Origin of the sequence: Laceyella putida, from assembly GCF_042665195.1 — a bacterium.
In the GTDB taxonomy this organism is placed as follows: domain Bacteria; phylum Bacillota; class Bacilli; order Thermoactinomycetales; family Thermoactinomycetaceae; genus Laceyella; species Laceyella putida.
Window position 1 is genome coordinate 60,267 of record NZ_JBHTBW010000021.1, and the last position, 23,388, is coordinate 83,654.

At 51.2% G+C, this 23,388-nt stretch carries 19 protein-coding genes and 1 other annotated feature; of the genes, 14 read left to right on the top strand and 5 right to left on the bottom strand.

Features of this window, described 5'->3' with window-relative positions; genetic code table 11:
- The first annotated feature begins 75 nt into the window (after positions 1–75).
- The 5 genes from ACFQNG_RS08765 (at position 76) to acsA (ending at position 5,390) form a co-directional block, all read left to right on the top strand.
- Positions 76–1,431 (top strand): hypothetical protein, encoded by a 1,356-nt coding sequence (locus tag ACFQNG_RS08765; protein WP_379864542.1) that lies wholly within the window; start codon positions 76–78, stop codon positions 1,429–1,431.
- Between the two features lie 118 nt (positions 1,432–1,549).
- Positions 1,550–2,587 carry a catabolite control protein A gene (gene ccpA / locus ACFQNG_RS08770; protein ID WP_379864543.1) on the top strand — a complete coding sequence of 346 codons (1,038 nt, stop codon included), beginning with the start codon at positions 1,550–1,552 and terminating at the stop codon, positions 2,585–2,587.
- Positions 2,588–2,620: 33 nt separating this feature from the next.
- Complete coding sequence (locus ACFQNG_RS08775) at positions 2,621–3,334, top strand: 5'-methylthioadenosine/adenosylhomocysteine nucleosidase (RefSeq protein WP_379864544.1); 714 nt, start codon at positions 2,621–2,623, stop codon at positions 3,332–3,334.
- A 61-nt stretch (positions 3,335–3,395) separates the two neighbouring features.
- Positions 3,396–3,548, top strand: coding sequence for a DUF1540 domain-containing protein (locus ACFQNG_RS08780; protein WP_379864545.1), 153 nt, complete (start codon positions 3,396–3,398; stop codon positions 3,546–3,548).
- 123 nt (positions 3,549–3,671) lie between these two features.
- On the top strand, positions 3,672–5,390 hold the full coding sequence (acsA, locus tag ACFQNG_RS08785) for an acetate--CoA ligase (RefSeq protein WP_379864546.1): 1,719 nt from the start codon (positions 3,672–3,674) through the stop codon (positions 5,388–5,390).
- A 41-nt stretch (positions 5,391–5,431) separates the two neighbouring features.
- Here the strand turns inward: acsA and ACFQNG_RS08790 are convergent, their stop codons facing one another.
- Positions 5,432–7,705, bottom strand: a complete 2,274-nt coding sequence (locus tag ACFQNG_RS08790) for a transglycosylase domain-containing protein (RefSeq protein ID WP_379864547.1) — start codon at positions 7,703–7,705, stop codon at positions 5,432–5,434.
- Positions 7,706–8,439: 734 nt separating this feature from the next.
- Positions 8,440–10,755, bottom strand: a complete 2,316-nt coding sequence (locus ACFQNG_RS08795; RefSeq protein ID WP_379864548.1) for a transglycosylase domain-containing protein — start codon at positions 10,753–10,755, stop codon at positions 8,440–8,442.
- Between the two features lie 81 nt (positions 10,756–10,836).
- Positions 10,837–11,057: a binding site (T-box leader), on the top strand.
- Between the two features lie 30 nt (positions 11,058–11,087).
- Between ACFQNG_RS08795 and tyrS the strand changes: the two genes are divergently transcribed.
- The 3 genes from tyrS to ACFQNG_RS08810 all read left to right on the top strand — a co-directional run bounded on the left by tyrS (position 11,088) and on the right by ACFQNG_RS08810 (position 13,581).
- Positions 11,088–12,359: a tyrosine--tRNA ligase gene (tyrS, locus tag ACFQNG_RS08800; protein WP_379864549.1), complete on the top strand. Its 1,272-nt coding sequence runs from the start codon at positions 11,088–11,090 to the stop codon at positions 12,357–12,359.
- A gap of 343 nt (positions 12,360–12,702) precedes the next feature.
- Positions 12,703–13,095 (top strand): hypothetical protein, encoded by a 393-nt coding sequence (locus ACFQNG_RS08805; protein ID WP_379864550.1) that lies wholly within the window; start codon positions 12,703–12,705, stop codon positions 13,093–13,095.
- Positions 13,096–13,446: 351 nt separating this feature from the next.
- Positions 13,447–13,581 carry a hypothetical protein gene (locus ACFQNG_RS08810; RefSeq protein WP_379864551.1) on the top strand — a complete coding sequence of 45 codons (135 nt, stop codon included), beginning with the start codon at positions 13,447–13,449 and terminating at the stop codon, positions 13,579–13,581.
- On the opposite strand, the gene ACFQNG_RS08815 is transcribed toward ACFQNG_RS08810, so the two are convergent.
- From ACFQNG_RS08815 to trmB, 3 genes are all read right to left on the bottom strand, one after another.
- Positions 13,578–13,988, bottom strand: coding sequence for an NUDIX hydrolase (locus ACFQNG_RS08815; protein ID WP_379864552.1), 411 nt, complete (start codon positions 13,986–13,988; stop codon positions 13,578–13,580). The two genes, ACFQNG_RS08810 and ACFQNG_RS08815, sit on opposite strands and share 4 nt — an antisense overlap.
- A 254-nt stretch (positions 13,989–14,242) precedes the next feature.
- Entirely contained in the window at positions 14,243–14,845 is a 603-nt protein-coding gene (gene rpsD, locus ACFQNG_RS08820; RefSeq protein WP_379864553.1) for a 30S ribosomal protein S4, read from the bottom strand.
- Positions 14,846–15,107: 262 nt separating this feature from the next.
- Complete coding sequence (gene trmB / locus ACFQNG_RS08825) at positions 15,108–15,788, bottom strand: tRNA (guanosine(46)-N7)-methyltransferase TrmB (protein WP_379864554.1); 681 nt, start codon at positions 15,786–15,788, stop codon at positions 15,108–15,110.
- A gap of 356 nt (positions 15,789–16,144) precedes the next feature.
- On the opposite strand from trmB, the gene holB reads away from it, so the two are divergent.
- The 6 genes from holB to ACFQNG_RS08855 all read left to right on the top strand — a co-directional run bounded on the left by holB (position 16,145) and on the right by ACFQNG_RS08855 (position 23,286).
- Complete coding sequence (holB, locus tag ACFQNG_RS08830) at positions 16,145–17,218, top strand: DNA polymerase III subunit delta' (protein WP_379864555.1); 1,074 nt, start codon at positions 16,145–16,147, stop codon at positions 17,216–17,218.
- 263 nt (positions 17,219–17,481) lie between these two features.
- Complete coding sequence (locus ACFQNG_RS08835; RefSeq protein WP_379864556.1) at positions 17,482–18,450, top strand: sugar phosphate isomerase/epimerase family protein; 969 nt, start codon at positions 17,482–17,484, stop codon at positions 18,448–18,450.
- 162 nt (positions 18,451–18,612) lie between these two features.
- Complete coding sequence (locus tag ACFQNG_RS08840) at positions 18,613–19,665, top strand: Gfo/Idh/MocA family protein (RefSeq protein ID WP_379864557.1); 1,053 nt, start codon at positions 18,613–18,615, stop codon at positions 19,663–19,665.
- A 128-nt stretch (positions 19,666–19,793) separates the two neighbouring features.
- Positions 19,794–21,077, top strand: coding sequence for an ABC transporter substrate-binding protein (locus ACFQNG_RS08845; RefSeq protein ID WP_379864558.1), 1,284 nt, complete (start codon positions 19,794–19,796; stop codon positions 21,075–21,077).
- 78 nt (positions 21,078–21,155) lie between these two features.
- Entirely contained in the window at positions 21,156–22,439 is a 1,284-nt protein-coding gene (locus ACFQNG_RS08850; protein WP_379864559.1) for a carbohydrate ABC transporter permease, read from the top strand.
- A 16-nt stretch (positions 22,440–22,455) separates the two neighbouring features.
- Positions 22,456–23,286 carry a carbohydrate ABC transporter permease gene (locus tag ACFQNG_RS08855; RefSeq protein WP_379864560.1) on the top strand — a complete coding sequence of 277 codons (831 nt, stop codon included), beginning with the start codon at positions 22,456–22,458 and terminating at the stop codon, positions 23,284–23,286.
- The last annotated feature ends 102 nt before the right edge of the window (positions 23,287–23,388 follow it).

Here is a 23,388-nt window from a genome sequence, read left to right on the forward strand (position 1 = left end):
TGCATAGGTAGATAAAATAAGAAACCATTGTAATAAATAAATCGGATTTTGTTTTTGTAGGGGGAGGAAGCTTCGTTGAATGTACGGGAATGTTTAGAGTTGGCCAGCGCAAATAGGATAACACCTGAACAGTTGTACCAATTCTTCGCCACACGTGTGCAGCGACTGATGATTTTATATCACGTGAGCGAATCGGGAGAAACCCCATTTCTCGCTCGGGGGAATGAACCGAACAGCCGCTTTATCGTCGCATTTACTGATATGGAGGCGGCTCGCAGCGTCAAGGTGCGGGAGCCGGGACAAGTACGGATGTTGGAGGAGCCCGCTCTGTCGTTTTTGATTAAGGCGTATCGGTCTGATGCGCAAGGGATTCTCTTTAACCCAGGTCTCCCCTCACGGTTGTTCCTGTTGAAGCAACATGTCCTACCGCTGATCAAGGAGTATGCCGTTCAACAGTTTTCACAGATGGTGGGTCCGTGGGTGCCAACGATGGATCAGAACCTTCTGCTGGTGGAGTATCAACAAGATGCCTACACGGTTGCCGTCTACACCAATGAACAGGACGCGGCGTATGTGACGCGTAAATCAGGCGGCGTGCCCGTGCAACATCCGTGGCATGTGATTTGGGAACGATGCCAGCAGCTGGGCGCGTCCGCCCCATTCTTTCACTTCAGCTTACCTGAGCAGGCCATGTTGACGGGCAAGCATGTGGAGACGATTCAATTTGGCAGCCAGCATGGCATCATTGATGAAAGCATCGTGGAACATCCATTCGTGGTTTATGGCGGAGCAACCCCAACCGAACCGACGGCATCACTCCAAGAACAGCCAGTGGGAGCTAATCAACCGGAACAGCGCCAAGCCAAACAGGCGGAAGAAGTGCCCCTGGTGGATAGTTCACCGGCACAGAAGCCGATCAAGCCGCCGGTACCAGAACCGCAACCCCAGGTTGAACCTGTACCGCCGGGTATCCCTGCCATGAGCGCGGGCTCCGGCCTGGAGCGGCCCATGGATCCGGATGTGGCCCAAGGGTTGAAAAAATTGGAGAAGGCAACCATCGAGGGACAGGGCATGGGCAATGGTTGGGAAGTCTGCAGAGCGATGGCGGAACTGCGTCGGATCTGGGTGGTGGTTGATCCGGATGGGAATATGGTCATCTTGGCTGGACAAGATCACAGCCCGATTGTTGACTTTTTCACTTCCGCTCACCATGCCGAACGGTTAATCGCCGAAGCGCGTCAGAAAAATCCCAATCTGCCACCGATGACGCCAAGGCTGATCTCAACCAAAAAGCTGTATAAAGCCTTGGCCCCACGGACGCCGATTGTCTGGATTAACCGGGGGTCGCCGGAAGCGTGGACGAGCATTATGGGGGATACCCTGCCATATGTGTTGCAACTGATGGCGCAGTTGCGCAACGAAACGGTCTAAATAATGGTTGCTTTTTTCTTGTCTGGAAAAAATAAAAGTGTTGTCATCATGATTCATGCCCCACCAGCGGGAATGACGGTTAATAAAATTTACAAGAAAATGGATGTGAAAGATAAATATGGTGAAGAAAAAAGAGACGATTACCATTTATGATGTGGCAAGGGAAGCGGGCGTGTCGATGGCGACTGTCTCCCGTGTCGTTAACGGTAACCCCAATGTCAAGCCGGTTACCCGCAAAAAAGTGTTGGATGTCATTCGGCAGCTGGGATATCGCCCCAATGCGGTGGCACGCGGCTTGGCCAGCAAAAAGACGACCACTGTTGGCGTGGTGATTCCGGACATTTCCAATACGTTTTATGCGGAGTTGACCCGCGGGATCGAAGATATCGCAACCATGTACCATTACAACATTATCCTGAGCAACTCCGATTTGAAGAAAGAAAAGGAAATTCAATTGATTGAAGCGCTTTTGGAAAAACAAGTGGATGGCCTCTTGTTCCTGGGTGGAGAATTGACGGATACCCATCGCGAAATCTTCGCGGCCAGCACCGTTCCCGTCGTGCTCGCGGCTACGCGCGATGAGAAAAAGGAATTGCCCTATGTGACGATTGACCAGATTCAAGCGGCCAAGGAGGCCACCACCATCTTAATTCATGAGGGTCACGACCAAATCGCTCTCATCGGGGGACCGCTCACCGATTCGGTCAATGGTTACCCCCGCTACATCGGGTACAAGGAAGCGCTGGAGGAGAATGATTTATCCCTTGATGAATCTCTTGTCCGGTTGGGCGATTATCGTTACCGATCGGGCTATGAGGCGATGAAGAACTTATTGGAGAATAAACCGGAACTGAGCGCGGCCTTTGTGGCCAGTGACGAGATGGCCGTGGGGGCGATCCATGCGGTGCAGGATCAGGGCAGACGGGTGCCGGAAGATGTATCCATCATCGGTTTTGAGAACATTCCGCTCGCGTCGCAGGTGCGGCCGCTCTTGAGCACAGTCAGTGTGCCGATGTATGACATTGGCGCGGTGGCGATGCGCCTCTTGACCAAGTACATGAATGACGAACATGTGGAAAGCGGACAAGTTTATTTGCAATACAGTATGGAACTGAGAAATTCCACCAAACTAAAAGAATGGGAAGATGAGCGCTAAGCGGATTGATCCGATGGGAAGAGGGGTTAACGAATGAGCAACAACGGGGTAATTGGCATTATAGGCGCCATGGACGAAGAGATTGCGCAACTGTTGGGCGAGATGGAGCAAGTCCAACAACAGACCTTTTACAACATCACCTATTATGCGGGAACGCTGTGCGCAACGCCTGTCGTTCTCTGTAAATCCGGCGTGGGCAAAGTGAATGCGGCGGTATGCACCCAAACGCTGATCGACCGCTTTCAAGTGGAAGCAGTCTTGTTCACGGGGGTGGCGGGAGCGCTTCATCCTGATTTGGATATCGGGGATCTGGTCATTTCGACAGAGTGCCAGCAACATGATATTGATGCGAGTGCGGTCGGGTTTCCAAAAGGAACCGTACCTTTCCAAGACGTATCGATCTTCCCGGCCGACCCGGCGTTGGTCGCTTGGGCGGCAGAGGCGGGCCGCCGCATCGCGGGAGTCAATGTGATGACTGGCAAGGTCTTGTCCGGAGATCAATTTATCTCCGATGCGAACAAAGTGCGAGAGTTGCGCGAACAGTTCGCCGGGGCCTGTGTGGAAATGGAAGGGGCCGCCGTGGCGCATGTTTGCCACTTGGCGGGCGTGCCATATGTCGTGATCCGTTCCATGTCTGATCGCGCCGACCATACGGCCGATGTGAATTTCGCCGAGTTTACGGAGCTGGCGTCTGAGCGATCCGCCCACATTGTGCGCGAAATTTTGCGCCTGCGCTTGCAGAAATAATTGGGATGAGTACTCCCCCTTTTCTTCGGACACATTATCCTTTAAGAAAGGGGGAGTTTTAATGCCAAAGGATGTCTTGTGCGAAGTAAGCAGTTGCACATATTGGGGACAAGGAAATCTGTGCAAAGCGGACGAGATTTATGTTGTCACCCATAAGGAAGAAGCAGAAGAGAGCAAGGAAACCGATTGCAAGACGTTTAAACCAAAGCATTAAACTTCCGCAAACCGGTGGTATAGTCCACCGGTTAATATAACAAATTTTGAATTGCTAATATTTATCCATGTGATATAATAATGAAAACTGAAATCGTTTACAAAAGGGAGGCGTGACTGTTTTATGTTGCATGAAGAACGAGTGCCAGTCCAAACCACCGCCAATAACTTAAGCAATTATGAAGATGCGAGGTCCAGTTTTGATTGGAAACAAGTTGAACAGTCATTTTCATGGCACCGCACCGGCAAGGTGAACGCCGCCTATGAAGCGATTGATCGTCATGTGGATGAGGGGAAAGGACAAAAAGTCGCTTTGATTTACAGTGATCCGCAGCGGGATGAGCAATATACATTTTTGCAAATGAAAGAAAAATCCGACCGATTCGGCAATGTCCTCCGCAAATTGGGGGTACTTAAAGGGGATCGCGTGTTTATCTTTATGCCGCGAACGCCGGAATTATATTTTAGTTTCTTGGGCGCGATTAAGATCGGGGCCATTGTGGGTCCCCTGTTTGAAGCGTTTATGGAAGCCGCGGTGAAAGACCGACTGGAAAACAGTGAGGCGGTCGCGCTTGTGACGACCCCCGCCTTGTTGGAACGCGTTCCGGTGGATGCGCTGCCCCGGTTGAAACATATCATTTTGGTGGGAGCCGTCGGTGACTTGGTTGAAGGGTATTACAGCTTTGAAGAGGAAATGAGCCAAGCTTCCCCCGCGCTGGAGATCGAGTGGGTTGACCGGGAAGACCCGATGCTCATCCATTACACGTCCGGCTCCACCGGCAAACCGAAAGGCGTTCTTCATGTTCATAATGCCATGATCCAGCATTACCAAACAGGGAAATGGGTGCTGGACCTGCAGGAGACGGATACGTATTGGTGCACGGCCGATCCAGGCTGGGTGACCGGAACCTCCTATGGCATCTTTGCGCCATGGCTGAACGGGGTGACCAATGTCGTTCGCGGGGGCCGGTTCAGCCCGGACGATTGGTATCAGACGCTCCAACAAAATAAAGTCACCGTGTGGTACAGCGCGCCGACCGCATTCCGCTTGCTGATGGCGGCGGGAGACGAAGTGGTGCGGAAATATGATCTCTCCACGGTCAGACATATTCTCAGCGTGGGTGAACCGCTTAACCCTGAGGTGGTGCGTTGGGGCCTGAAAGTGTATGGAAAGCGAATCCACGACAACTGGTGGATGACAGAAACCGGCGGGATCCTCATCTCCAACTATCCGCAGATGGAGATCAAACCGGGCTCGATGGGCAAACCATTCCCGGGCATTCATGCGGCCATCATCGACAATGAGGGGAATGAATTGCCGCCGTATACGATGGGAAACCTGGCGATCAAAACCCCATGGCCGTCGATGATGCGGCAAATCTGGAAGAATCCGGAGAAGTATCAAGAGTACTTCCGCATCCCCGGTTGGTATGTGTCGGGTGACTCCGCTTACATGGATGAAGATGGGTACTTCTGGTTCCAAGGCCGTTTGGATGACGTGATCAATACCTCCGGTGAACGGGTGGGACCCTTTGAAGTGGAGAGCAAGCTGGTGGAGCACCCCGCTGTGGCGGAGGCGGGCGTAATCGGCAAGCCGGACGCGCTCAGGGGCGAGATCATTAAAGCCTTCATCGCGCTCCGCGCAGGATATAAGCCTTCAGAAGAGCTGAAGGAAGAGATCCGCCAATTCGTGAAGACCCGCTTGGCCGCCCATGCCGCCCCGCGTGAGATTGAGTTTAAAGACAAGTTGCCAAAAACGCGCAGCGGCAAGATCATGCGCCGGGTGTTAAAAGCGTGGGAACTGGGATTGCCCACAGGTGATTTGTCCACGATGGAGGATTAAAAAAAGAACCTTCCCTGTTGTTATGGGGAAGGTTCTTCGCTTTATTGTGATTGCCCGCCATCACCCGTTGTCGGGGGTTGTTGCGGGTTGCCTGTGGGTTGTTCCGTTTGCGGCTGTTCCCCCGTCGGTTGCCCCGGTTGAGCGGGTTGTTGTCCCGGTAGAGCAGGCTGTTGCCCTGGTTGGGCCGGTTGTTGCCCCGGCTGAGCGGGTTGTTGTCCCGGTTGGGCTGGTTGGCCTGGCTGTGGCTCTGGCGCCGGCAGGGCGCGACCGCATTCGAAACATTTGCCGCTCGTCAATCCACCCGGATTGTTGAAGTTGCTGCCCGCTTTAATCAGATCCGGCTTGGTTTTGGCGGCTGCTTTAAACAGGCGGGACCACACTTGTTGTGAAAAGTCATGATCGGCGTTTTTGTAGTTGTCATCATAGCCGGACCACACGCCAAGCGAGATTTCAGGGGTATATCCGACAAACCATAAGTCCTTATAGCTGGTTGTCGAACCGGTTTTGCCGGCGATATTGTAGCCGGGGATGCCGTTTCCGATGATCTTTTGCGCCGTGCCGGCCCGCACCACTTCCCGCATCATTTGCATCAGCTGGTAGGCCGCTTGCGGGCTTAAAATTTGTTTCGGTTGGTTATGCTGTTTGAAGTCGTATATCACATTGCCAGACGAATCTTCAATCCGCTCGATCAGATGCGGCTTGTTGTAAACACCTTGGTTGGCGATCATGGCGTACGCGGCGGTCATTTGGGCCACCGTGTAGCCTTGGCTCATCCCGCCGAGCGCCGAGGCTTCGCCATCCCATTTGTGCGGCGGCATGCCCATCTTTCTTAGATAGTCAAACGCGTGTTGCACATTTAGTTTTCTAATCAGCTTGATGGCCGGTGTGTTCAAGGACCACTGCAAGGCATAGGTTGCGGTGACGGGTCCGTTCTTGTACTTGTTGTTCGCGTTTTTGTACATGGTGCCATCCGGTTTTGCAACCGGCTCATCCCAAATCATCGTATCGGGGGAGATCAGCCCCTCATTCAAGGCAGGACCGTAAACTAGCAATGGCTTGATCGAAGAGCCCGGCTGCCGTTCCACATTGAACGCGTGGTCGATTTGTGTTTCGTCAAAGCTGGTGCCTGATACGAAGGCGAGTACGGCACCGGTCTTATTGTCAACGATGGTGGCCCCGATCTGTTCTTTCACGCGTTTGCCGTTAACATACTTGCCGGGGACACGCATGTTTTTGAGCGAATCATTCAGCTTGACGTACAGTTGTTCATCGATCGTCGTGTAGATTTTGTAACCGCCTTGGCGCACTTTACGGGTGTAGTCGACTTTTTCATCCTTCACTTCGGGGTTGTTTTTGTCCAATTCTTTCAAGATATTGGCCGCTTCTTTTTCCACCGCGGTGATGATGAATGGATATTTGCTAAACCCGGATTCAAAGTCGCTTGCTTTGGCAACGTGTTTGGTGATGTCCCAATTGATCGCTTCATCGTATTGCGCTTGGGTGATTTTGCCGTTTTCCAGCATCTTGGTGAGCACATACTTCATCCGTTTGGTCCCGGCTTTCACTTCTTTCTCTCCCAAAAAGGGATTGTAGGAGTAAGGGAGCTGAACCATTCCCGCCAAGTATGCGGCCTCTGGCAAGGTGAGGTCCTTAACCGATTTGTTGAAAAAGCCGTGCGCTGCGGCGGCAAAGCCAACCGTTCTGATCTTGTGCGCCCCCGGACCAAGTTCCACGCTGTTTAAATACTTCACAAGGATTTCGTCTTTGTTATAAAACATTTCCAAGCGAATTGCGTTGATGATCTCCAACACTTTGCGCGCGTACGTTTTTTTATTATCACCGATGATTTCCCGCTTCACCAGCTGTTGCGTGAGGGTGCTGCCCCCGGTGGTCACTTCACTGCCGGAAGCTTGTTGCCATACGGCGCGTGCAATCGATTTGGGCACGACTCCATTATGTTGGTAGAACTCGCGATCCTCTGTCGAGATTAGCGCATCAATCAGAAAGTGGCTGACTTCATCGGGGCTTTTGATCAGTTTGCGGTCCGCTTCTGTCAGCATGGGACCGATCAATTTTTTGTCGTTAAAGTAAGTGTAACTAGTTTGCGACCATCCCGACAGCTGCTTGTCGTAATCCTCCTTGGAGCGAATTTTTTCATCTTTCGCAAAGGCGGACACGGCCCCAGCCCCAACACCGGCGGCGAGAACGGCCATGATGGTAAAGACTGCAAAACAGATATATAAGACGCGTAACACAATTCGTAATGTTTTGTTCTTCCCCTTTTGTTTTTGTTTAACGTCAGGGTTCCACTCCATTACAAAACTACCCCCTTTTCCATGCGTAGATAATTATATCAAAGGCCGTGATTGCCTGATCATAGAGAAATTATGACAATATGAACACGATATTGAAATGGAAAATGAAAGAAAAATGCGTTAAGAGATTTCGTATGGCCGTAACCTGATATTGAGCCATTGTGAAACTCTCCTCGATTGTGATTATTTTCGGACTACATTCTAACCGTGTATTTTCAGCATGGTTCGCTTATGTTTTAATAATTATATTGACTTAATTCAGAAATAAATGATAAAATCTAAAAAAATATTTATGTATGGAAGGTGTTGATTTATGTTTAAGAAATGGATGGCAGTTATGAGTTAACGATCAGAACCACAAGTACAGATAATGATGTTTATATATTTCTTAACCAAGCTGTATATCGTGTAAATACAAGTACTGGTGCCACTTATTCTGCCAGTGGTGAAGATTTGTCTGTCCGTCTTTGCAATGCCTCAACAGGGAACTGTACGGCATATAAAACATTCAGCTATGCCGAGCCGGGTTACGATCAATATTTCACAGATATGATTGCGGGTACGTATTATGTTGATATTAGAGACAGTTGGTCCGGCTATTATTTCAAAGGCACAGTGTCAGCGACTGTTGAAGCTTTCTAAATGCATAAAGGTCAAAGAAAGAAGAAGCGCTTCCTCATTGCCTAGGAGGCGCTTCTTCTTTAACATTTCATCTCTTTTTTATCATAACCATCTCAATGGGTGGAAAAGAGACCATCATCCTCGTCATCACGTGGTTTTTCCTGATTGGGTGGCGGAGGCGGGAAGGTGGGTTTGGGACGGCCGCCCGGTTGGTGCCCGGGTTGTATGGGCGGAAGATCAATGGGCTGGTCTCCCGGTTGCCCCGGTTGGGGTGGTTGCTGCTTTTTCTTTTGTTCCTCTTCCTCTTTTTTCTTCTGTTCCGCGAGATAATCATCAATCGCGTCACAATCCAAGCACGCAATATTGTCGCGCAGGCCACCGGGCGACTGGAACCGCGCTTTTTTGTCAAAGTATTGCGGCGCGGCCTCGGCGGCGGCTTTAAAGATATTGACCCAGGCCCGCTTGGTGAATTTGTCATTATGCTTCATGCTGAAGTTGTGGTCATAACCGCCCCAAGCGCCAATGGTAATGTTCGGCGTCGAGCCGATAAACCACGAGTCTTTGTCATCGCTGGTCGTTCCCGTTTTGCCAGCGATGTCGTACCCGTAAATGCGGGAGCCGATAAAGACCCCTGTTCCTTGGGTGACGACGGTGCGCAGGATTTTGATCATCTGGTAAGAGGTTTGCGGCGAGAACACTTGCTTTTGTTCCGCTTTGTGTTCATAGACCACTTTGCCGCTCGCATCGGTGATTTTGTCCACCAGATGGGGGGAGTTGTATTTCCCTTCATTGGCGAAAGTGGCAAAAGCGGCGGTGATCTTATCCACGGTGTAGCCGCGGTATTGCCCGCCGATGGCGGCCGCTTCCCCGTCATTCTTATGGGGAGGGATGTTCAGTTTGCGCAGGTAGTCAAAGCCGACTTCGTGGCCCATTTTGTTAAACACTTTAATGGCCGGGATGTTGAACGAATAGGTGAGCGCTTTCGTCACCGAGACGGGACCGTAATATTTGTCCGCCGCGTTTTCGTAGTAACCCGAGCCATCTGCTTTCGGATATTTCTCATCGAGCACGAGCGTGGATGGGCTGACAACGCCTTCTTCCATCGCCGGGCCGTACACGATGAGCGGTTTGATTGACGAACCGGGCTGGCGATAGGCGTTGAGCGCATGGTTAAGCTTCCCTTTGTTGTTGGAGGTGGGGACAAAGGCCAGGACGGAACCGGTGCGGTTATCCATGACCACGGCGCCCAATTGCTCCTGCTCTTTAACTCCCCTATAGGTGCGCGAGTGGAAGACCAGCCCTTTGCTGGCGGCGGCATTGACGGCGTCGTAGATGGGTTTGTTGATGGTGCTGTATACATGATAGCCGCGGGTCAGCACTTTTTCGATGTAGTTGTTCAACGTGGCCCGGTATTTCCCTTGTTTGCTCAGTTCGTCAATGTCCAAGCCGTCTTGCTTCATCAAGATTTCGGCCGCTTCCTCTTCCAGTGCGTACATGATATATGAGTAATTGGCGTAACTGTTGTTTTCTTTATCGGGCTTTGCCAATGATTTCTTGATGTCAAAGGTTAACGCTTCATCATATTCTTTTTTGGTGATTTTTTTGTTTTCCAACATTTTGTCCAGTACGAGTTTCATCCGCTTTTTGCCGCGCTCCAGGTTTTTGTCGCCGCCAAAGGGATTGTAATCGTTGGGGCGTTGCACCATGCCGGCGATGTAGGCGGACTGGGCCAGGTTCAAATCTTTGGCGTCCACGTCAAACAAGCCTTTGGCCGCGGCTTGCACACCATGAAGCCGTTGTTTGTTCGCGCCGTTCCCGAAGAAGACGGAGTTCATATAATAAGTAAGAATTTCATCCTTTTCATACATGGCGTCGAGCCGGATGGCCAAAACGATCTCTTTTGCTTTCCGTTCCAGGTCCTTGTCAAAGTCTTTCAGGATGACATTTTTGACCAGCTGTTGCGTGATCGTGCTTCCGCCGGTGGTCACCTCGGAGTTGGTCAACTGTTGGAAAGACGCGCGCAAGAGTGACCGGGGAACAATGCCATTGTGCTCGTAGAAATCGCGGTCCTCGACGGAAATGAAGGCATCCACCAAGTACTTGCTCACATCATCTTTGGATTGAATCAGTTTGCGCATGTCGCCGCCACTGCGAAACGCGCCGATTCGAAGCGGTTGTCCCTGCTCATCCTTGGTTTGGAAGTAAGCGTAGCTGTTTTGAAACAGGCTGTCCAAATCCTTTTGGAAATCTTCTTTGTTACGGATCTGTTCATCCTTCACCATGGCGGAAACGATGCCCGCTCCCACGCCGATTCCCGCCGTGACGCAGATGAGCAGAACAGCGAAGAAGATATAAAGGGCGGTGAAGACTTTTTTGAATACGCGAGTGTTAGCACTCTTTCGAGAACGCCGCAAAAGGTGTTTATCCATTCACTTGATACCCTCCTCGTTCTAGGGTAATATTATAGCATAATCGCATGACGGAAACGCCTGACCCGTCAGGCAACATATTGAAAAGCTGTGAACAAGCGCAGTAGTCGATGGATGGGACCTTTGTCAGAGAGCTGGTGGTTGGTGCGAACCGGTGGGCCGCTGTCGATGAATTACACTTGGGAGCTGATACCGGCACACCGCGTTGTCGGTATACGGAGCGGATCCGTTATCCAATGAGGGGAAAGCCGATATGCGCTTTCAATTAGGGTGGTACCGCGGAAATCAACTCCGTCCCTTTTATGGGGCGGGGTTTTTTATATTTTCTAAGGATGGTGAAAAAGTTGAGTGCACAAGAGCAAGCGATGACGCCTGAAGTGCAGGCCGAACTTGAGAGACAACTTAAAGTAATTCAACGCGGAGCGGCAGATATCCTTCCAACAGAAGGATTGATTGCCAAATTGCGCCGTTCCATCGAGACCAAAACGCCGTTGAAGGTGAAATTGGGCCTGGATCCAACCGCGCCTGACTTGCACATTGGCCACACCGTGGTTTTCAACAAGTTGCGCGATTTTCAAAAGCTGGGCCACATTGTCCAGTTGGTCATCGGCGACTTTACGGCGCGGATTGGCGATCCGACAGGCAAATCGGAAACGCGCAAACAGTTGACCGAAGAAGAAGTGAAGGCGAATGCCAAGACATACACGGAACAGTTATTTAAAGTATTGGATCAGGACATGACTGAAATACATTTCAACAGTTCTTGGTTAAGTCCGCTTACCTTCGCCGATGTGACGTTCCTGGCATCCAAGTGCACGGTTGCGCGCATGTTGGAACGGGATGATTTCTCTAAACGCTACCAAAGCGGGCAAGCGATCAGCATCCATGAATTTTTCTACCCGCTCATGCAAGGATACGATTCCGTGGCGCTCCAAAGCGATGTGGAGCTGGGTGGAACGGACCAGACATTCAACTTGCTCATGGGACGCCAATTGCAAAAAGAGTATGGGCAAGAAGAGCAAGTGATTCTAACCATGCCGCTCTTGGAAGGCCTGGATGGCGTAAAGAAGATGAGCAAGAGCCTGGGCAATTACATCGGGGTGGATGAGGAGCCGAACAACATGTACGGCAAAGCGATGTCCATCCCGGATGAGCTGATGGTGAAATACTTTGAGCTGGCCACGGACCTGACGGTGGAGGAGTTGGATGAGCTGAAGGCCGGTCTGGCGGCAGGCACGGTTCATCCCCGTGACGCCAAAATGCGTCTCGGTTACACGTTGGTGCGGATGTACCATGGTGAGCAAGCCGCGCAGGAAGCGGAGCAGCACTTCAAAACGGTGTTCCAACAGCGTGATTTGCCGGACGACATACCGGAGGTGAAGATCGCCCAAGCGGACTTGGAAGAAGGGAAGATGTGGATCGTCGCCCTGCTTAGCCAATTGGGGCTGGTCGCCACCAATGGGGAAGGCCGCCGCATGGTGCAACAAGGTGGCGTGCGGATCAATCAAGAAAAGGTAACCGATCCGCAGGCGAAAGTGGAAGTACGGGATGGAATGGTCGTCCAAGTGGGCCGGCGCAAGTTTGCCAAAGTGAAAATGGCTTAGCATCCCACAATGAAGATATGATTATAACCACATGATCATGCCGATAGGGAACGGTTCCTGTCGGCTTTTTTGTGCGGGTGTATTTTGCCGGGAAAGATGTAGCCGTGTTGGTGGTTCTCATCAAGGGGGGGATGCGCGGAATGGCGATCATGATTATATTGACATTGAAAACAAGGGAACCTGCTGTGATGACATTTGCAAGATGGGTATAAACCGCAATCCTAAAAATTAATGGAAAACCAAAATATAAAATTTATTGAATATTATATGAATTCATCTTGTTTTTTAATATAATAGATCATGGATACAAATCCATTTAATAAGATGGGGATGGGGGATTTTTGTGAAGCGGAGCGATAAAGGATTGCAGTCACATGATCATGGATTGCGCGCATGGGAGAAATTGCACCATGAGTATTGGAACGAAGACATGATGCGAGAGATCAAAGACGAGTTGAAAGAAGCGGTTGTCAAGATGGAAGCGCATATGGGGGAAGAGTGCATTTGCGGGGACAGCCGGTTTGATGTGGAGTTTTACCGAGGGCTTATGTTGTTGGTGCAGAAGGGATTGGGTGAGTGCAGCGTGCGCACCTTGCCGTTGGTGGAAGAATCTTTGCGGGAATACATGATGGAAAAGCTTTCGCATCACAAGTGTATCAAACACTTGCTGAAAACGCGCCACGATTGGGGATTGGATCTCATCAACACAGAGCGGAACATTGCGCGTGGCGGTTAGTTCAGTCTGAAAGAGAACAATAGACAGGCAACTGGAGTGGGGAATCGGGTGGATTACCGTTTTGGATTATTGGTAGTACCACATACCTAATGTATTAAGAGCAAGTGTGAAACCCAGGCGGATCGTCTGGGTTTTCCGGTTGCCGCACAAGGAATGGACTGTCTCGGCAGTGTATCGGTTTGGGCTTCTGTTTGGCACGAACCATCGGGTCACGCACCATCTGTTATGCATCGGCCTCATCTTGCTCGTGGCCTATCTCTATCTCCATTTATGCAAAAGATGGGGGAAGCTTTGGTTGGCTTTCCTGCATTTCCATTGGCTGGGGGCCTGTTGTTCCTGTAGGTGGACAAAATGGTCGGCTATCCACTTCACATGGTTGTCCTTCCGTTGTTGTATGTCGTGGTGAGCCTCTTGATTGGTTGGATGATGAAAAGGCACGTTTGGAAAACGGAAGCCCCGCCTTCCATTGGCGGGGCTTCCGCTTAAAACTCGATGAAAAACGGATGCTTGCGTTCATCCAAGCAGTAGAGAATGCGTTGCTTCATATGGCGCCACGTGACGAGACGCATGGCCGTTTCAATCGGAAAGTAACCGGCATCTTCGCTTTCATCGCTGTCGGTGGAAAGGCGACCACCGATCGGTTTGCCGATAAAGAGCAGATTGCAAATATTTGAGCGAACATTTTGAAATATTCCGCAATATTTAACCAGTTTTATGTCGATCCCGGTTTCTTCTTTTACCTCACGAATAGCGGCAAGGCGAATCGATTCATTCTCTTCTACTTGGCCACCGGGAAGTTCCCAGCCGCGTTGGGGATGCTTGACCAGCAGGATTTCGGCATCATAGTTGAGGATCAGCACATAAGCGGCGAGAATGTGTTTAGGTGGTGTCACTGGGATCACCTAACCTTTGGAAGATTTTAAGCCATGGGGATAGGACCAGGGTGGGAAGAATATCAATCCCCTTTATTTATATTTTAACAAAAATTGCTAGTGAGTTATATATAAAAAGGAATAAATATATGTGAAATTAAGATTAAGGGGCCGCTTGTGTTTATCGATGGCCATTTTATCAACATTGTGGGGCGAAACCATAGAAAAAACGGCTGACCCAATGGATCAGCCGTTTTTTTATCGAATCCCCCAAATTAACGGGAGTAGAACTCAACGATCATGGTTTCGTTGATTTCAGATGGCATTTCGGTGCGCTCTGGCAGGCGGGTGTAGGTCGCTTCCAGTTTGTTCTCATCGAAAGACAGGAACTCTGGCAGGTATTGGCGCTCTTCCAGAGCTTCTTTGATGATGTTCAGGTTGCGGCTCTTTTCGCGCAAACCGATCACTTCGCCAGGTTGCACTTGGTAAGATGGACGGTCCAGTTTTTTGCCGTTAACGGTGATGTGGCCGTGTACCACCAATTGGCGAGCTTGTGCGCGAGTGCGAGCGAAACCGGCGCGATAAACGAGGTTATCGAGGCGGGATTCCAAGAGTTTCATGAAGTTTTCACCATGAACCCCTTTCATTTTGCCCGCGCGAACAAACAGGTTGCGGAATTGTTTTTCGCCTACGCCGTACATCAGACGCAGCTTTTGCTTCTCTTGAAGCTGAAGTCCGTACTCACTTAATTTTTTGCGTTGGCCTGGTCCGTGTTGACCTGGGGCATATGGGCGTTTAGCCAGCTCTTTGCCGGTTCCGGAAAGAGAAATGCCTAGGCGACGGCTCAGTTTCCAAGTTGGTCCAGTATAACGTGCCATTGTGATTGCTCCTTTCATCATTTGCACTTGTTTCCAGCAAATGACAGGGCGCTGGTTCGCGAACGTTATCCAAGTCTTCCGGATAGCGGCGAAAGATTGGACACCTATGATCTCGATCATGGGGCGAACCAGTGAGGGTGATCCTCTCACCTATCGTTTGCATGCTATCCTCAAATTCCCTCGGAGGCAGTTTGAGCCATACAAAGAATAATTATAGGGGAAATCTAGGAAAAGTCAATGCGGAAACGGCGTGAATCGGCTGTCAATTTTCGGTGCCGGCCGGTTGCGTTTGATGTGGGGCGACCCGCACATAATGGATGGGCATGCCCCGCGAAGAGAACTTGTCCTCATACTCCGTCGTGATGTTGTTGCCCGCATAAGGGCTGTGATGCAGATCGCGACTCAGCTCGATCACTTCCCAGCCTTGCTCCCGGAACTCTTCCAATGAGAAATCGAAGAGGGAGACGCTGTCTGTCTTTAAGATCAAGTCGCCGGTTGGAGCCAACACCTGTTTATAGAGATCCAGGAAACGGCGATGGGTTAAGCGGCGCTTCGTGTGCCGTTTCTTGGGCCAGGGGTCGCTGAAGTGCAAGTAGATCCGATCCACTTCCCCTGGGGCGAAGAGTTCCGTCAATCCTTCCACATCAGCCCAGATGTAGCGCAAGTTGGCGTTTTGCGTCGCTTCCCCCTTGCGCACCGCTTGCAGGAGCGGCTCTTCAATCCGTTCCACGCCGATCCAGTTGATGTCCGGACGCAAACCGGATGCCTTGGCCAGGAATTGCCCCTTCCCTGTTCCCAGCTCCACATAAAGCGGATGCTCGGGATGCGGAAAGAGCGAACGCCATTTCCCACGCATCTCCCCTTTGGTTTCGTCTGTCGGCGTGAAGACGAGCGGATGCTCCATCAACATTTGTTTTGCTTCGGGTTTTCTTCTTAGTCTCATCGTTAACCTCAACCATTCTACCAGATATGTTCGAGACTTATTATAAACGGGGTGACGGGGGAAAACAAAGTTTTCTTGATAAGATGTTTGCATGAAAAAAGCGCCCAGGACATTAAAATGACGCCTCGTTTCATTACAATCATTGGAGCGACAATACAGGGACCATAACCAGCCCCATCACGCCGGACCGCGGCTATTGAAGCTGGCCAGTTCAATGATGCGCGGGTTTTCGCAAGATCGCCCACGAAGGATTCCCCGATCCCTTCCATTGATCCGGATGAGTGTTCTTTTCCCATTTTGTGATGATGCCACCTTCTTGCAATGGGTCAAAGCTTCTTTTCAGAGAGGGAAGGCGCTTGCTTTTTCCCGGCGCCCATGTGATGATAGAAATCAAGATCGTTCGAGCGGAGGCTTGGGTCATGTCGTTTCAAGATGCAATGCAACCCCATTTGGTCGAGTTCTTTCAGCGTGCGATCCGGCAAAATAAGTTGGCGCATGCTTTCATCTTCTATGGTAAAAAAGGGACGGGCAAGCGGATGTTGGCCCTTGAGGTGGCGAAGGCGATCAACTGTGAAGAGAGCAGGGGGGACCCGTGCGACCGTTGTCCCACATGCTTGCAAATCGCGCATGGCAACCATCCCGATGTGGTGATGATCAAGCCCGACGGCAATGTGATCAAGATCGCCCAGGTAAGGGAGTTGCAAACCAAATTCAAATACAGCGCGCGTCAGGGCTTCACTCGTGTCGCCATCTTGGAACAGGCGGACAAGATGCGCGACGAAACGGCAAACAGCCTGCTGAAATTCATTGAGGAACCCGCTTCGCCGATGATGGTGATCCTGATCACCGAAAATTTGTCCGATCTTCTGCCCACGATCCAATCCCGTTGCCAGCGCATCCGTTTTCCCGAACTTGCGCCGGAGCAGAAGTTGCGGCGGCTCTCCCGGCGCGGTCTCCCGCTGAAAGTGGGCAAGGTCTTGGCTCATTTGCCGGGGGGCGTGGAAGAAGAAGAGATCGATGCGGAGGCGTGGGAAGAGACTTGCCGGCGGATCATCGCATGGGGAAATGACATTTTGGCCGGCCAAATGACCGCTTTGTTGACCATAACGGAGAAATGGTTTCAAACGGAGATGGAGCAAGGCCGAACCGAGCGGCTCCTCGACGTGTTGTTGCTGTGGTATCGCGACGTGTTGCTGATGATGACGATGAATGAGGCGCGGGTCTTCCAAGACTGGGGCGTGCGGTTTCCCAATCGGTACAGTCAGGCCAAGCTGTTGCTGGCGATGGATAATGTCATGATTGCCCGCCGACTGTTAATTCGGCCGCAGTACAGCAATCAGGGCATCATGGAACAGATGATCATGTCCATCCAGGAAAACCGGTTGACCATGGAGAACGGTTGGCAATTGATCCCGTTGTCCAAAGCCTAGGAACCAGGTTCCAAGTGCGGAGCCTGGTTCCTTTTTCTGTCCTGGGCGGAGAAAAACCAGCGTATCCCCCGCTTGCGACCCGTTTTGTTCTTCGTGTGTCGAATTGTTTTATTTATTAAAATGCGCATTAAATTGTCCTTGCGAGAATTTTATTTGTACATTATTCTAGTGATAGAAAACGTTTTCGCAATTTAGAAACATTTGCTGCATATCTTTAGTCTGATGTTCAGATGGACGATACAGCCTGCGAAGGGGGATACCCGATGAAATTAGGTGTGTTTACGGTATTGTTCCAAGATAAGCCATTTGAAGAAATGCTGGATTACGTGAAAGACGCAGGTATTGAAGCGGTTGAGTTGGGGACGGGCGGATATCCGGGCAACGCGCACTGCAATCCCGATGTCTTGCTGGAAGACGAAAGCAAGCTGAAAGCGTTTAAGAAAGCGGTTGCAGATCGCGGGCTGATTATCAGTGCGCTCAGCTGTCACCATAACCCACTGACTCCAGATAAAGAGTTTGCCAAGAAATCGCACGAAGATTTCACCAAAACCATTCTCCTGGCGGAAAAGCTGGAAGTGCCCGTCGTCAATGGCTTCTCCGGAACGCCCGGCGATCAGGAAGGCGCCAAATATCCAAACTGGCCCACCGCGCCATGGCCAACGGAGTATGCGGACTTGTTGAAATGGCAATGGGAAGAGAAGATCATTCCTTACTGGAGTGAAGTGGGCAAGTTGGCAGAAAATCATCATGTGAAGATTGGGTTGGAGCTCCACGGCGGTTTCTCCGTTCACTCCGCGGCGACGCTCTTGCGCCTGCGCGAAGCGGTGGGAGAAGTGATCGGGGCCAACTTGGATCCAAGCCATCTGTGGTGGCAAGGAATGGATCCGGTTGCCGTCATTCGCATCTTGGGCAAAGAAAATGCGATTCACCATTTCCATGCCAAAGATACGCAAATATATCAAGATAACGTTAACATGTATGGCCTGTTGGATATGCAGTCATATGGCAACTTGCAGACCCGTTCGTGGAACTTCCGCACCGTCGGCTTCGGCCACAGCTTGGAAGAATGGTCGAACATCCTGAGTGCGCTCCGTTTGGCGGGCTATGATTACGTGGTGAGCATTGAGCATGAAGATCCATTGCTCTCCATTGATGAAGGGTTCAGAAAAGCGGTCGCCAACTTAAAACAAGTCTTGCCAAGCGAAAAGTTGGAAAAAATGTGGTGGATTTAAGTTTCTGCAATTAATTAAGTATAGATGAAGATCGGTGATTGACAGCGGAAGACCTTTTCCGAAAGTGGGCGCATCAAGACAAGCGAACACGGCCGGGAAAATGTTTTCCAGTTTCATGAGCCGCCCTGCCTGGGGTTGCGAAATCATGGATGAGGTGATGCAATGTCTGATAAGGTACGGATCGGCATGATAGGCGCAGGGGGCATCTCACAAGCCCATTTGCAGGCGATCCAAAAAGAAGAGCGTGCAGAAGCAGTGGCCATCGCCGACGTATTTGTGGACGGGGCCAAACAAACAGCCGAAAAATTCAATATTCCCCGAGTTTACGAAAATTACCAAGAAATGATTGAAAAAGAAGAGCTCGATGCGGTCATTGCCTGCGTGCCCAACTTCTTGCATGCTCCGGTGACCACTTACTCCTTGAGCAAAGGGAAACATGTGTTATCGGAGAAACCCATGGCGCTTAACGTTGAAGAGGCCCTTCACATGAAAGAAAGCGCTGACCGTGCCGGCAAGGTGTTGATGGTTGCGCAAAACAACCGTTTCCGCAGTGAAACCCAATTGGCCAAGAAGTGGGTGATGGAGCAGGAACTGGGCCGTGTTTACCATGCCAAAACGGGTTGGGTTCGCCGCAATGGGATTCCCGGTTGGGGCAGTTGGTTCACGCAGAAAGATAAAGCGGGTGGCGGTCCGCTAATCGATGTGGGGGTGCATGTGCTTGATTTGACCCTGTATATCATGGGTTATCCCAAACCCGTATCGGTATGGGGCAAAACCTATGATGTGTTTGGGCCACAGAAACAGAAAACTATGGGCTATGGCCGGGTGGATGACCAAGGAAAGTTTGATGTGGAGGATCTGGCGATCGCGGTGATCCACTTTGAAAATGGAGCCACGCTGACGCTGGATGCGAGCTGGGCCAGCTTTATCAAAGAAGAACGCGTCTATTGCGAATTGCTTGGCGATCAGGGCGGTGCTTCGCTCGACTTGGGCAAACGGACGGCCACGCTATTCAAAGACGATGGCCGGGTATATCAAGATGAGACCCATGACCTGAACGAACAAGATGATCGCCTGGCGCTCTTGACCAACTTCCTTGACAGCGTCCAAGGCAAAGCTGAACCGATCTGCAAACCGGAAGAGAGCATCACTGTGCAACGGATACTCGATGCGATTTACCGTTCTGCGGAAACGGGCGAGCTGATTAAGCTGTAGGCACTCACCTTTCGGGTCACCCCGACGATCCAGGGACGGACAGGGGAGCCGGCCTCCCCTGCCTTCGCTCCGTCTCACCGTTTAGCCATGGAAGAAGCGCAATCAAAGCGAACAGAGGAGGAAATGGAATGAAGTCATTAAAACGAATCATGGCGGTTGGGTTAGCTGGGATGATGGCGTTTTCTCTCGGGGCTTGTTCGCCGGAAGCCGGGTCAAACCAATCCGGCCAATCAGATGAAGTGGTCACCATTACATATGCGCGTGGCCGGGATACGACAGAGGGAACCAAGAAATTGCTGGCGGAATTTGAGAAAAAGCATCCCAACATCAAGGTGAAGTTTAAAGAAATGCCAGCCGATACGGGGCAGAATCATGACCAATTGGTTACGATGCTCAGCGCCGGATCGAGCGAAATCGATGTGATCGAGCTAGATGTGATCTGGCCGGCGGAATTTGCGAAAGCCGGCTACTTGCAACCGTTGGATCGCTATATAGAAAAAGAAGGCATCAAGATGAGCGATTATATTGAAGGCGCGGTTTCCGCCGGCAAAGTGGACGGACAGCAATACGCGATGCCCAAATTTGTCGATGCCGGCCTGTTATATTACCGCAAAGATATGATCTCCACTCCGCCCAAGACGTGGGACGAGCTGATCCAAATGGCCAAAGAGAACAAAGGCAAAGAGGGGACGAAATTCGGTTTCCTCATGCAGGCCAAGCAATACGAAGGACTTGTATGTAACTTTATTGAGTTCGCCGGAGCGTATGGGGGACGGATCCTGGACGAGCAAGGCAATGTGGCGATCAACAGTCCGGAAACAATCAAAGGGTTAAAGAAAATGATGGAAATCGCGCAGTCAGACTTTGTGCCGAGCAACGTTTCCACCTTTAGCGAAACGGAAACGGAATCCGCCTTCATCGAGGGACAATCCCTGTTTGCCCGCAACTGGCCTTATTTGTATGCGCTTTCAAATGATGAAACCAAGTCCAAAATCGGCGGCAAGGTTGGCATTGCCCCGTTGCCGGCGGGGGATAAAGGTTCCGCGGCGGCGTTGGGCGGCTGGATGGCGGGAATCAACAAGAACTCCAAGCATAAGCAAGAGGCCTGGGAATTCCTTAAGTTCATGACGGGAGCGGAAGGACAGAAACTGTCCGCCATCGCGAGCAGCCATGCCCCAACGTACCTGCCGGCATACGATGATCCGGAAGTGCAAAAGGCGAGCCCGCTGTTTGCGGACAAAAACTTTGTCGAAGGGGTTAGCGCGACCTTGCCACGTCCCGTTTCCCCTGTTTATCCGGAGATTTCCGACGTGATTCAGATTGAAGTGTCGAAAGCGGTGACCGGCAAGCAGACAGCGGAGCAAGCCGTGCAAAACATGGAAAGCAAGCTGAAGGAGATCATCAACAAGTAAATGAGACGAAGCACAATCGAAGAGTCATAGGCATTTGCTTATGGCTCTTCGGTTTATCAGAAGAGAGGTGGAGAACCGATGAAGAGAAAAGGCCTCACGGCGGAAAAAAGAATCGCCGCCCTCTTGCTCCTGCCCGCGCTGATCACGATCGCGGTCATTGCGATTTGGCCGGTTGTGCGCTCATTCTGGATCAGTCTGTACGACGTGCGCCTCAACAACCCAACGAAGTCGCAAATCCATCAGCAACCCGGCCTCAATGTGGAAAAGTTTGCGGAAGTGGTTCCCGTCTTGAAACGGAATATAGCGGATGCGAGCCAAAAAGCGGATGCGGACACCGCTGTGCGATTGAAGGAATTGCAAGCGAAAGTGGCGGGACTTCAAGCCATGTTGGAGGAGAATGAATCGTTTGCTTCCACATACGAAAAGGTGGATGCGTTGCTGTTTGAAGGCCAGCCGGTGCCTGAAGAGATTCGGGTCGTCACCTTAACCGCGGATGAGGCCGATGCTGTGCGCAAGCAGGTGGACGCCATCAACCGGCTGGCCAAACCGATCGCCGATGAGAATATTGCCGGGCTTGTCAACGGTGTGAATGAAACGCTGATTTCTCCCAACTTTGTGGGTTTCGCCTACTACCTGTCTTTTCTCAAGGATCAGCGGTTGATGGCTTCATTGGAAAACACCTTCCTCTTTACTGTGATCTCCGTGTCGCTTGAATTGGTGCTGGGCCTCTTCATTGCGGTGCTTATCAATCGCGCGTTTAAGGGGCGGGGGTTGGTGCGGGCTGCGGTCTTGATTCCTTGGGCCATCCCCACGGTGGTGTCGGCGCTCATGTGGAAGTATCTCTTTGACGGGCAAAATGGTGTGGTCGCCCTGCTGTTTGAGCAAGTGGGCATCGTTGAAGACATGGGACTGCTGTTAACGACCAAGGCAGGCTCCTTATCGGCCGTCATTTTCGCCGATGTATGGAAAACGACGCCCTTTATGGCCCTGCTGTTGCTGGCCGGTTTGCAAACCATTCCGCATTCCTTGTACGAGGCGGCGGATGTGGATGGAGCGGGCAAAGTGCAACAGTTTTTCCGGATCACGTTGCCCCTGTTGAAATCGACCATCTTGGTTGCCTTGCTGTTCCGGACCTTGGATGCGTTTCGGATCTTCGACCTTGTCTATGTCCTCACCGGCGGCGGGCCGGCCAACGCGACCGAAACGATTTCAATCTATGCCTATAAAACGATGTTTGCCCAGATGAATTTCGGTGAGGGATCGGCCCTGTCAGTGATCGTGTTTATCTGTGTCGCCATCATGAGCATGATTTATGTGCGACTCTTGGGCACGGATTTGGTCGCTGATGGACGGAATAAGTGAAGGGGAGGGTGCGACGATGAAAAAATGGGTGAACGGATTCGCGTTTTATCTGCTGATTGGGTTGTTGCTGCTGTTTGTGCTGTTCCCGTTTTTCTGGCAATTTCTCACATCGATCAAACCACAGACCGAGTTGTTTGGCGAGAAAGCGTTCAGCTTGATCCCTTCCCACATCTCATTTGACAATTATCAGCTCGTCTTCACCAATCGCCCGTTTGCGGCTTATCTGCTTAACAGTACCATTGTGGCGGTCGCGACGACGGGTTATTGCATCTTGATCGCTTCCTTTGCGGCATTTGCGATTGCCCGCTTGCAATTTAAGGGGAAGAGCATCATCCTGGGTTTGATCCTGGCCGTATCCATGTTTCCTCAGATCGCCACCATCGCCCCGATTTTTCTGTTCATGCAAACGGTTGATCTGACCAATAGTTATCTGGGCTTGATCATTCCCTACACGACGTTTGCGTTGCCGTTGGCCATTTGGAATCTCGTATCCTTTTACCGCAAGATCCCGTTGGATTTGGAAGAGGCGGCGAAAATCGATGGCGCGAGCATCATGCAAACGTTTTGGAAAGTGGTGTTGCCACTGGCTGTGCCCGGGACGTTCACTACGGCGATTCTCGTGTTTATTGCGGCTTGGAATGAGTTTTTGTTCGCCCTCACCATCAATACGGAGGAGAGCATGAAAACGGTGCCGGTGGGGATCGCTTTGTTTCAAGGGCAATATACGGTTCCCTGGGGGGAGATTGCCGCCGCATCCGTCGTTGTGACGATCCCGCTGGTGATCATGGTGTTGTTGTTTCAGCGCCGGATTGTCTCCGGTATCACTGCCGGTGCGGTCAAAGAATGAAATCGGGAGAGGTGGACCCGGCCGGGCTGGGCGCCTCTCCTTTTCATGTATCAAATAAGCGGGCAGGAACATGGGTGGGTGAGATGAAAAGAGAAGGGATTA

What these genes read in the sequence shown, in the direction of transcription:
- ccpA (WP_379864543.1), top strand. Translation starts at nt 1,550, where the DNA reads ATGGTGAAGAAAAAAGAGACGATTACCATTTATGATGTGGCAAGGGAA.
- ACFQNG_RS08775 (WP_379864544.1), top strand. Translation starts at nt 2,621, where the DNA reads ATGAGCAACAACGGGGTAATTGGCATTATAGGCGCCATGGACGAAGAG.
- ACFQNG_RS08780 (WP_379864545.1), top strand. Translation starts at nt 3,396, where the DNA reads ATGCCAAAGGATGTCTTGTGCGAAGTAAGCAGTTGCACATATTGGGGA.
- acsA (WP_379864546.1), top strand. Translation starts at nt 3,672, where the DNA reads ATGTTGCATGAAGAACGAGTGCCAGTCCAAACCACCGCCAATAACTTA.
- ACFQNG_RS08790 (WP_379864547.1), bottom strand. Translation starts at nt 7,705, where the DNA reads ATGGAGTGGAACCCTGACGTTAAACAAAAACAAAAGGGGAAGAACAAA.
- ACFQNG_RS08795 (WP_379864548.1), bottom strand. Translation starts at nt 10,755, where the DNA reads ATGGATAAACACCTTTTGCGGCGTTCTCGAAAGAGTGCTAACACTCGC.
- tyrS (WP_379864549.1), top strand. Translation starts at nt 11,088, where the DNA reads ATGGTGAAAAAGTTGAGTGCACAAGAGCAAGCGATGACGCCTGAAGTG.
- ACFQNG_RS08810 (WP_379864551.1), top strand. Translation starts at nt 13,447, where the DNA reads ATGGTCGGCTATCCACTTCACATGGTTGTCCTTCCGTTGTTGTATGTC.
- rpsD (WP_379864553.1), bottom strand. Translation starts at nt 14,845, where the DNA reads ATGGCACGTTATACTGGACCAACTTGGAAACTGAGCCGTCGCCTAGGC.
- trmB (WP_379864554.1), bottom strand. Translation starts at nt 15,788, where the DNA reads ATGAGACTAAGAAGAAAACCCGAAGCAAAACAAATGTTGATGGAGCAT.
- ACFQNG_RS08835 (WP_379864556.1), top strand. Translation starts at nt 17,482, where the DNA reads ATGAAATTAGGTGTGTTTACGGTATTGTTCCAAGATAAGCCATTTGAA.
- ACFQNG_RS08840 (WP_379864557.1), top strand. Translation starts at nt 18,613, where the DNA reads ATGTCTGATAAGGTACGGATCGGCATGATAGGCGCAGGGGGCATCTCA.
- ACFQNG_RS08845 (WP_379864558.1), top strand. Translation starts at nt 19,794, where the DNA reads ATGAAGTCATTAAAACGAATCATGGCGGTTGGGTTAGCTGGGATGATG.
- ACFQNG_RS08850 (WP_379864559.1), top strand. Translation starts at nt 21,156, where the DNA reads ATGAAGAGAAAAGGCCTCACGGCGGAAAAAAGAATCGCCGCCCTCTTG.
- ACFQNG_RS08855 (WP_379864560.1), top strand. Translation starts at nt 22,456, where the DNA reads ATGAAAAAATGGGTGAACGGATTCGCGTTTTATCTGCTGATTGGGTTG.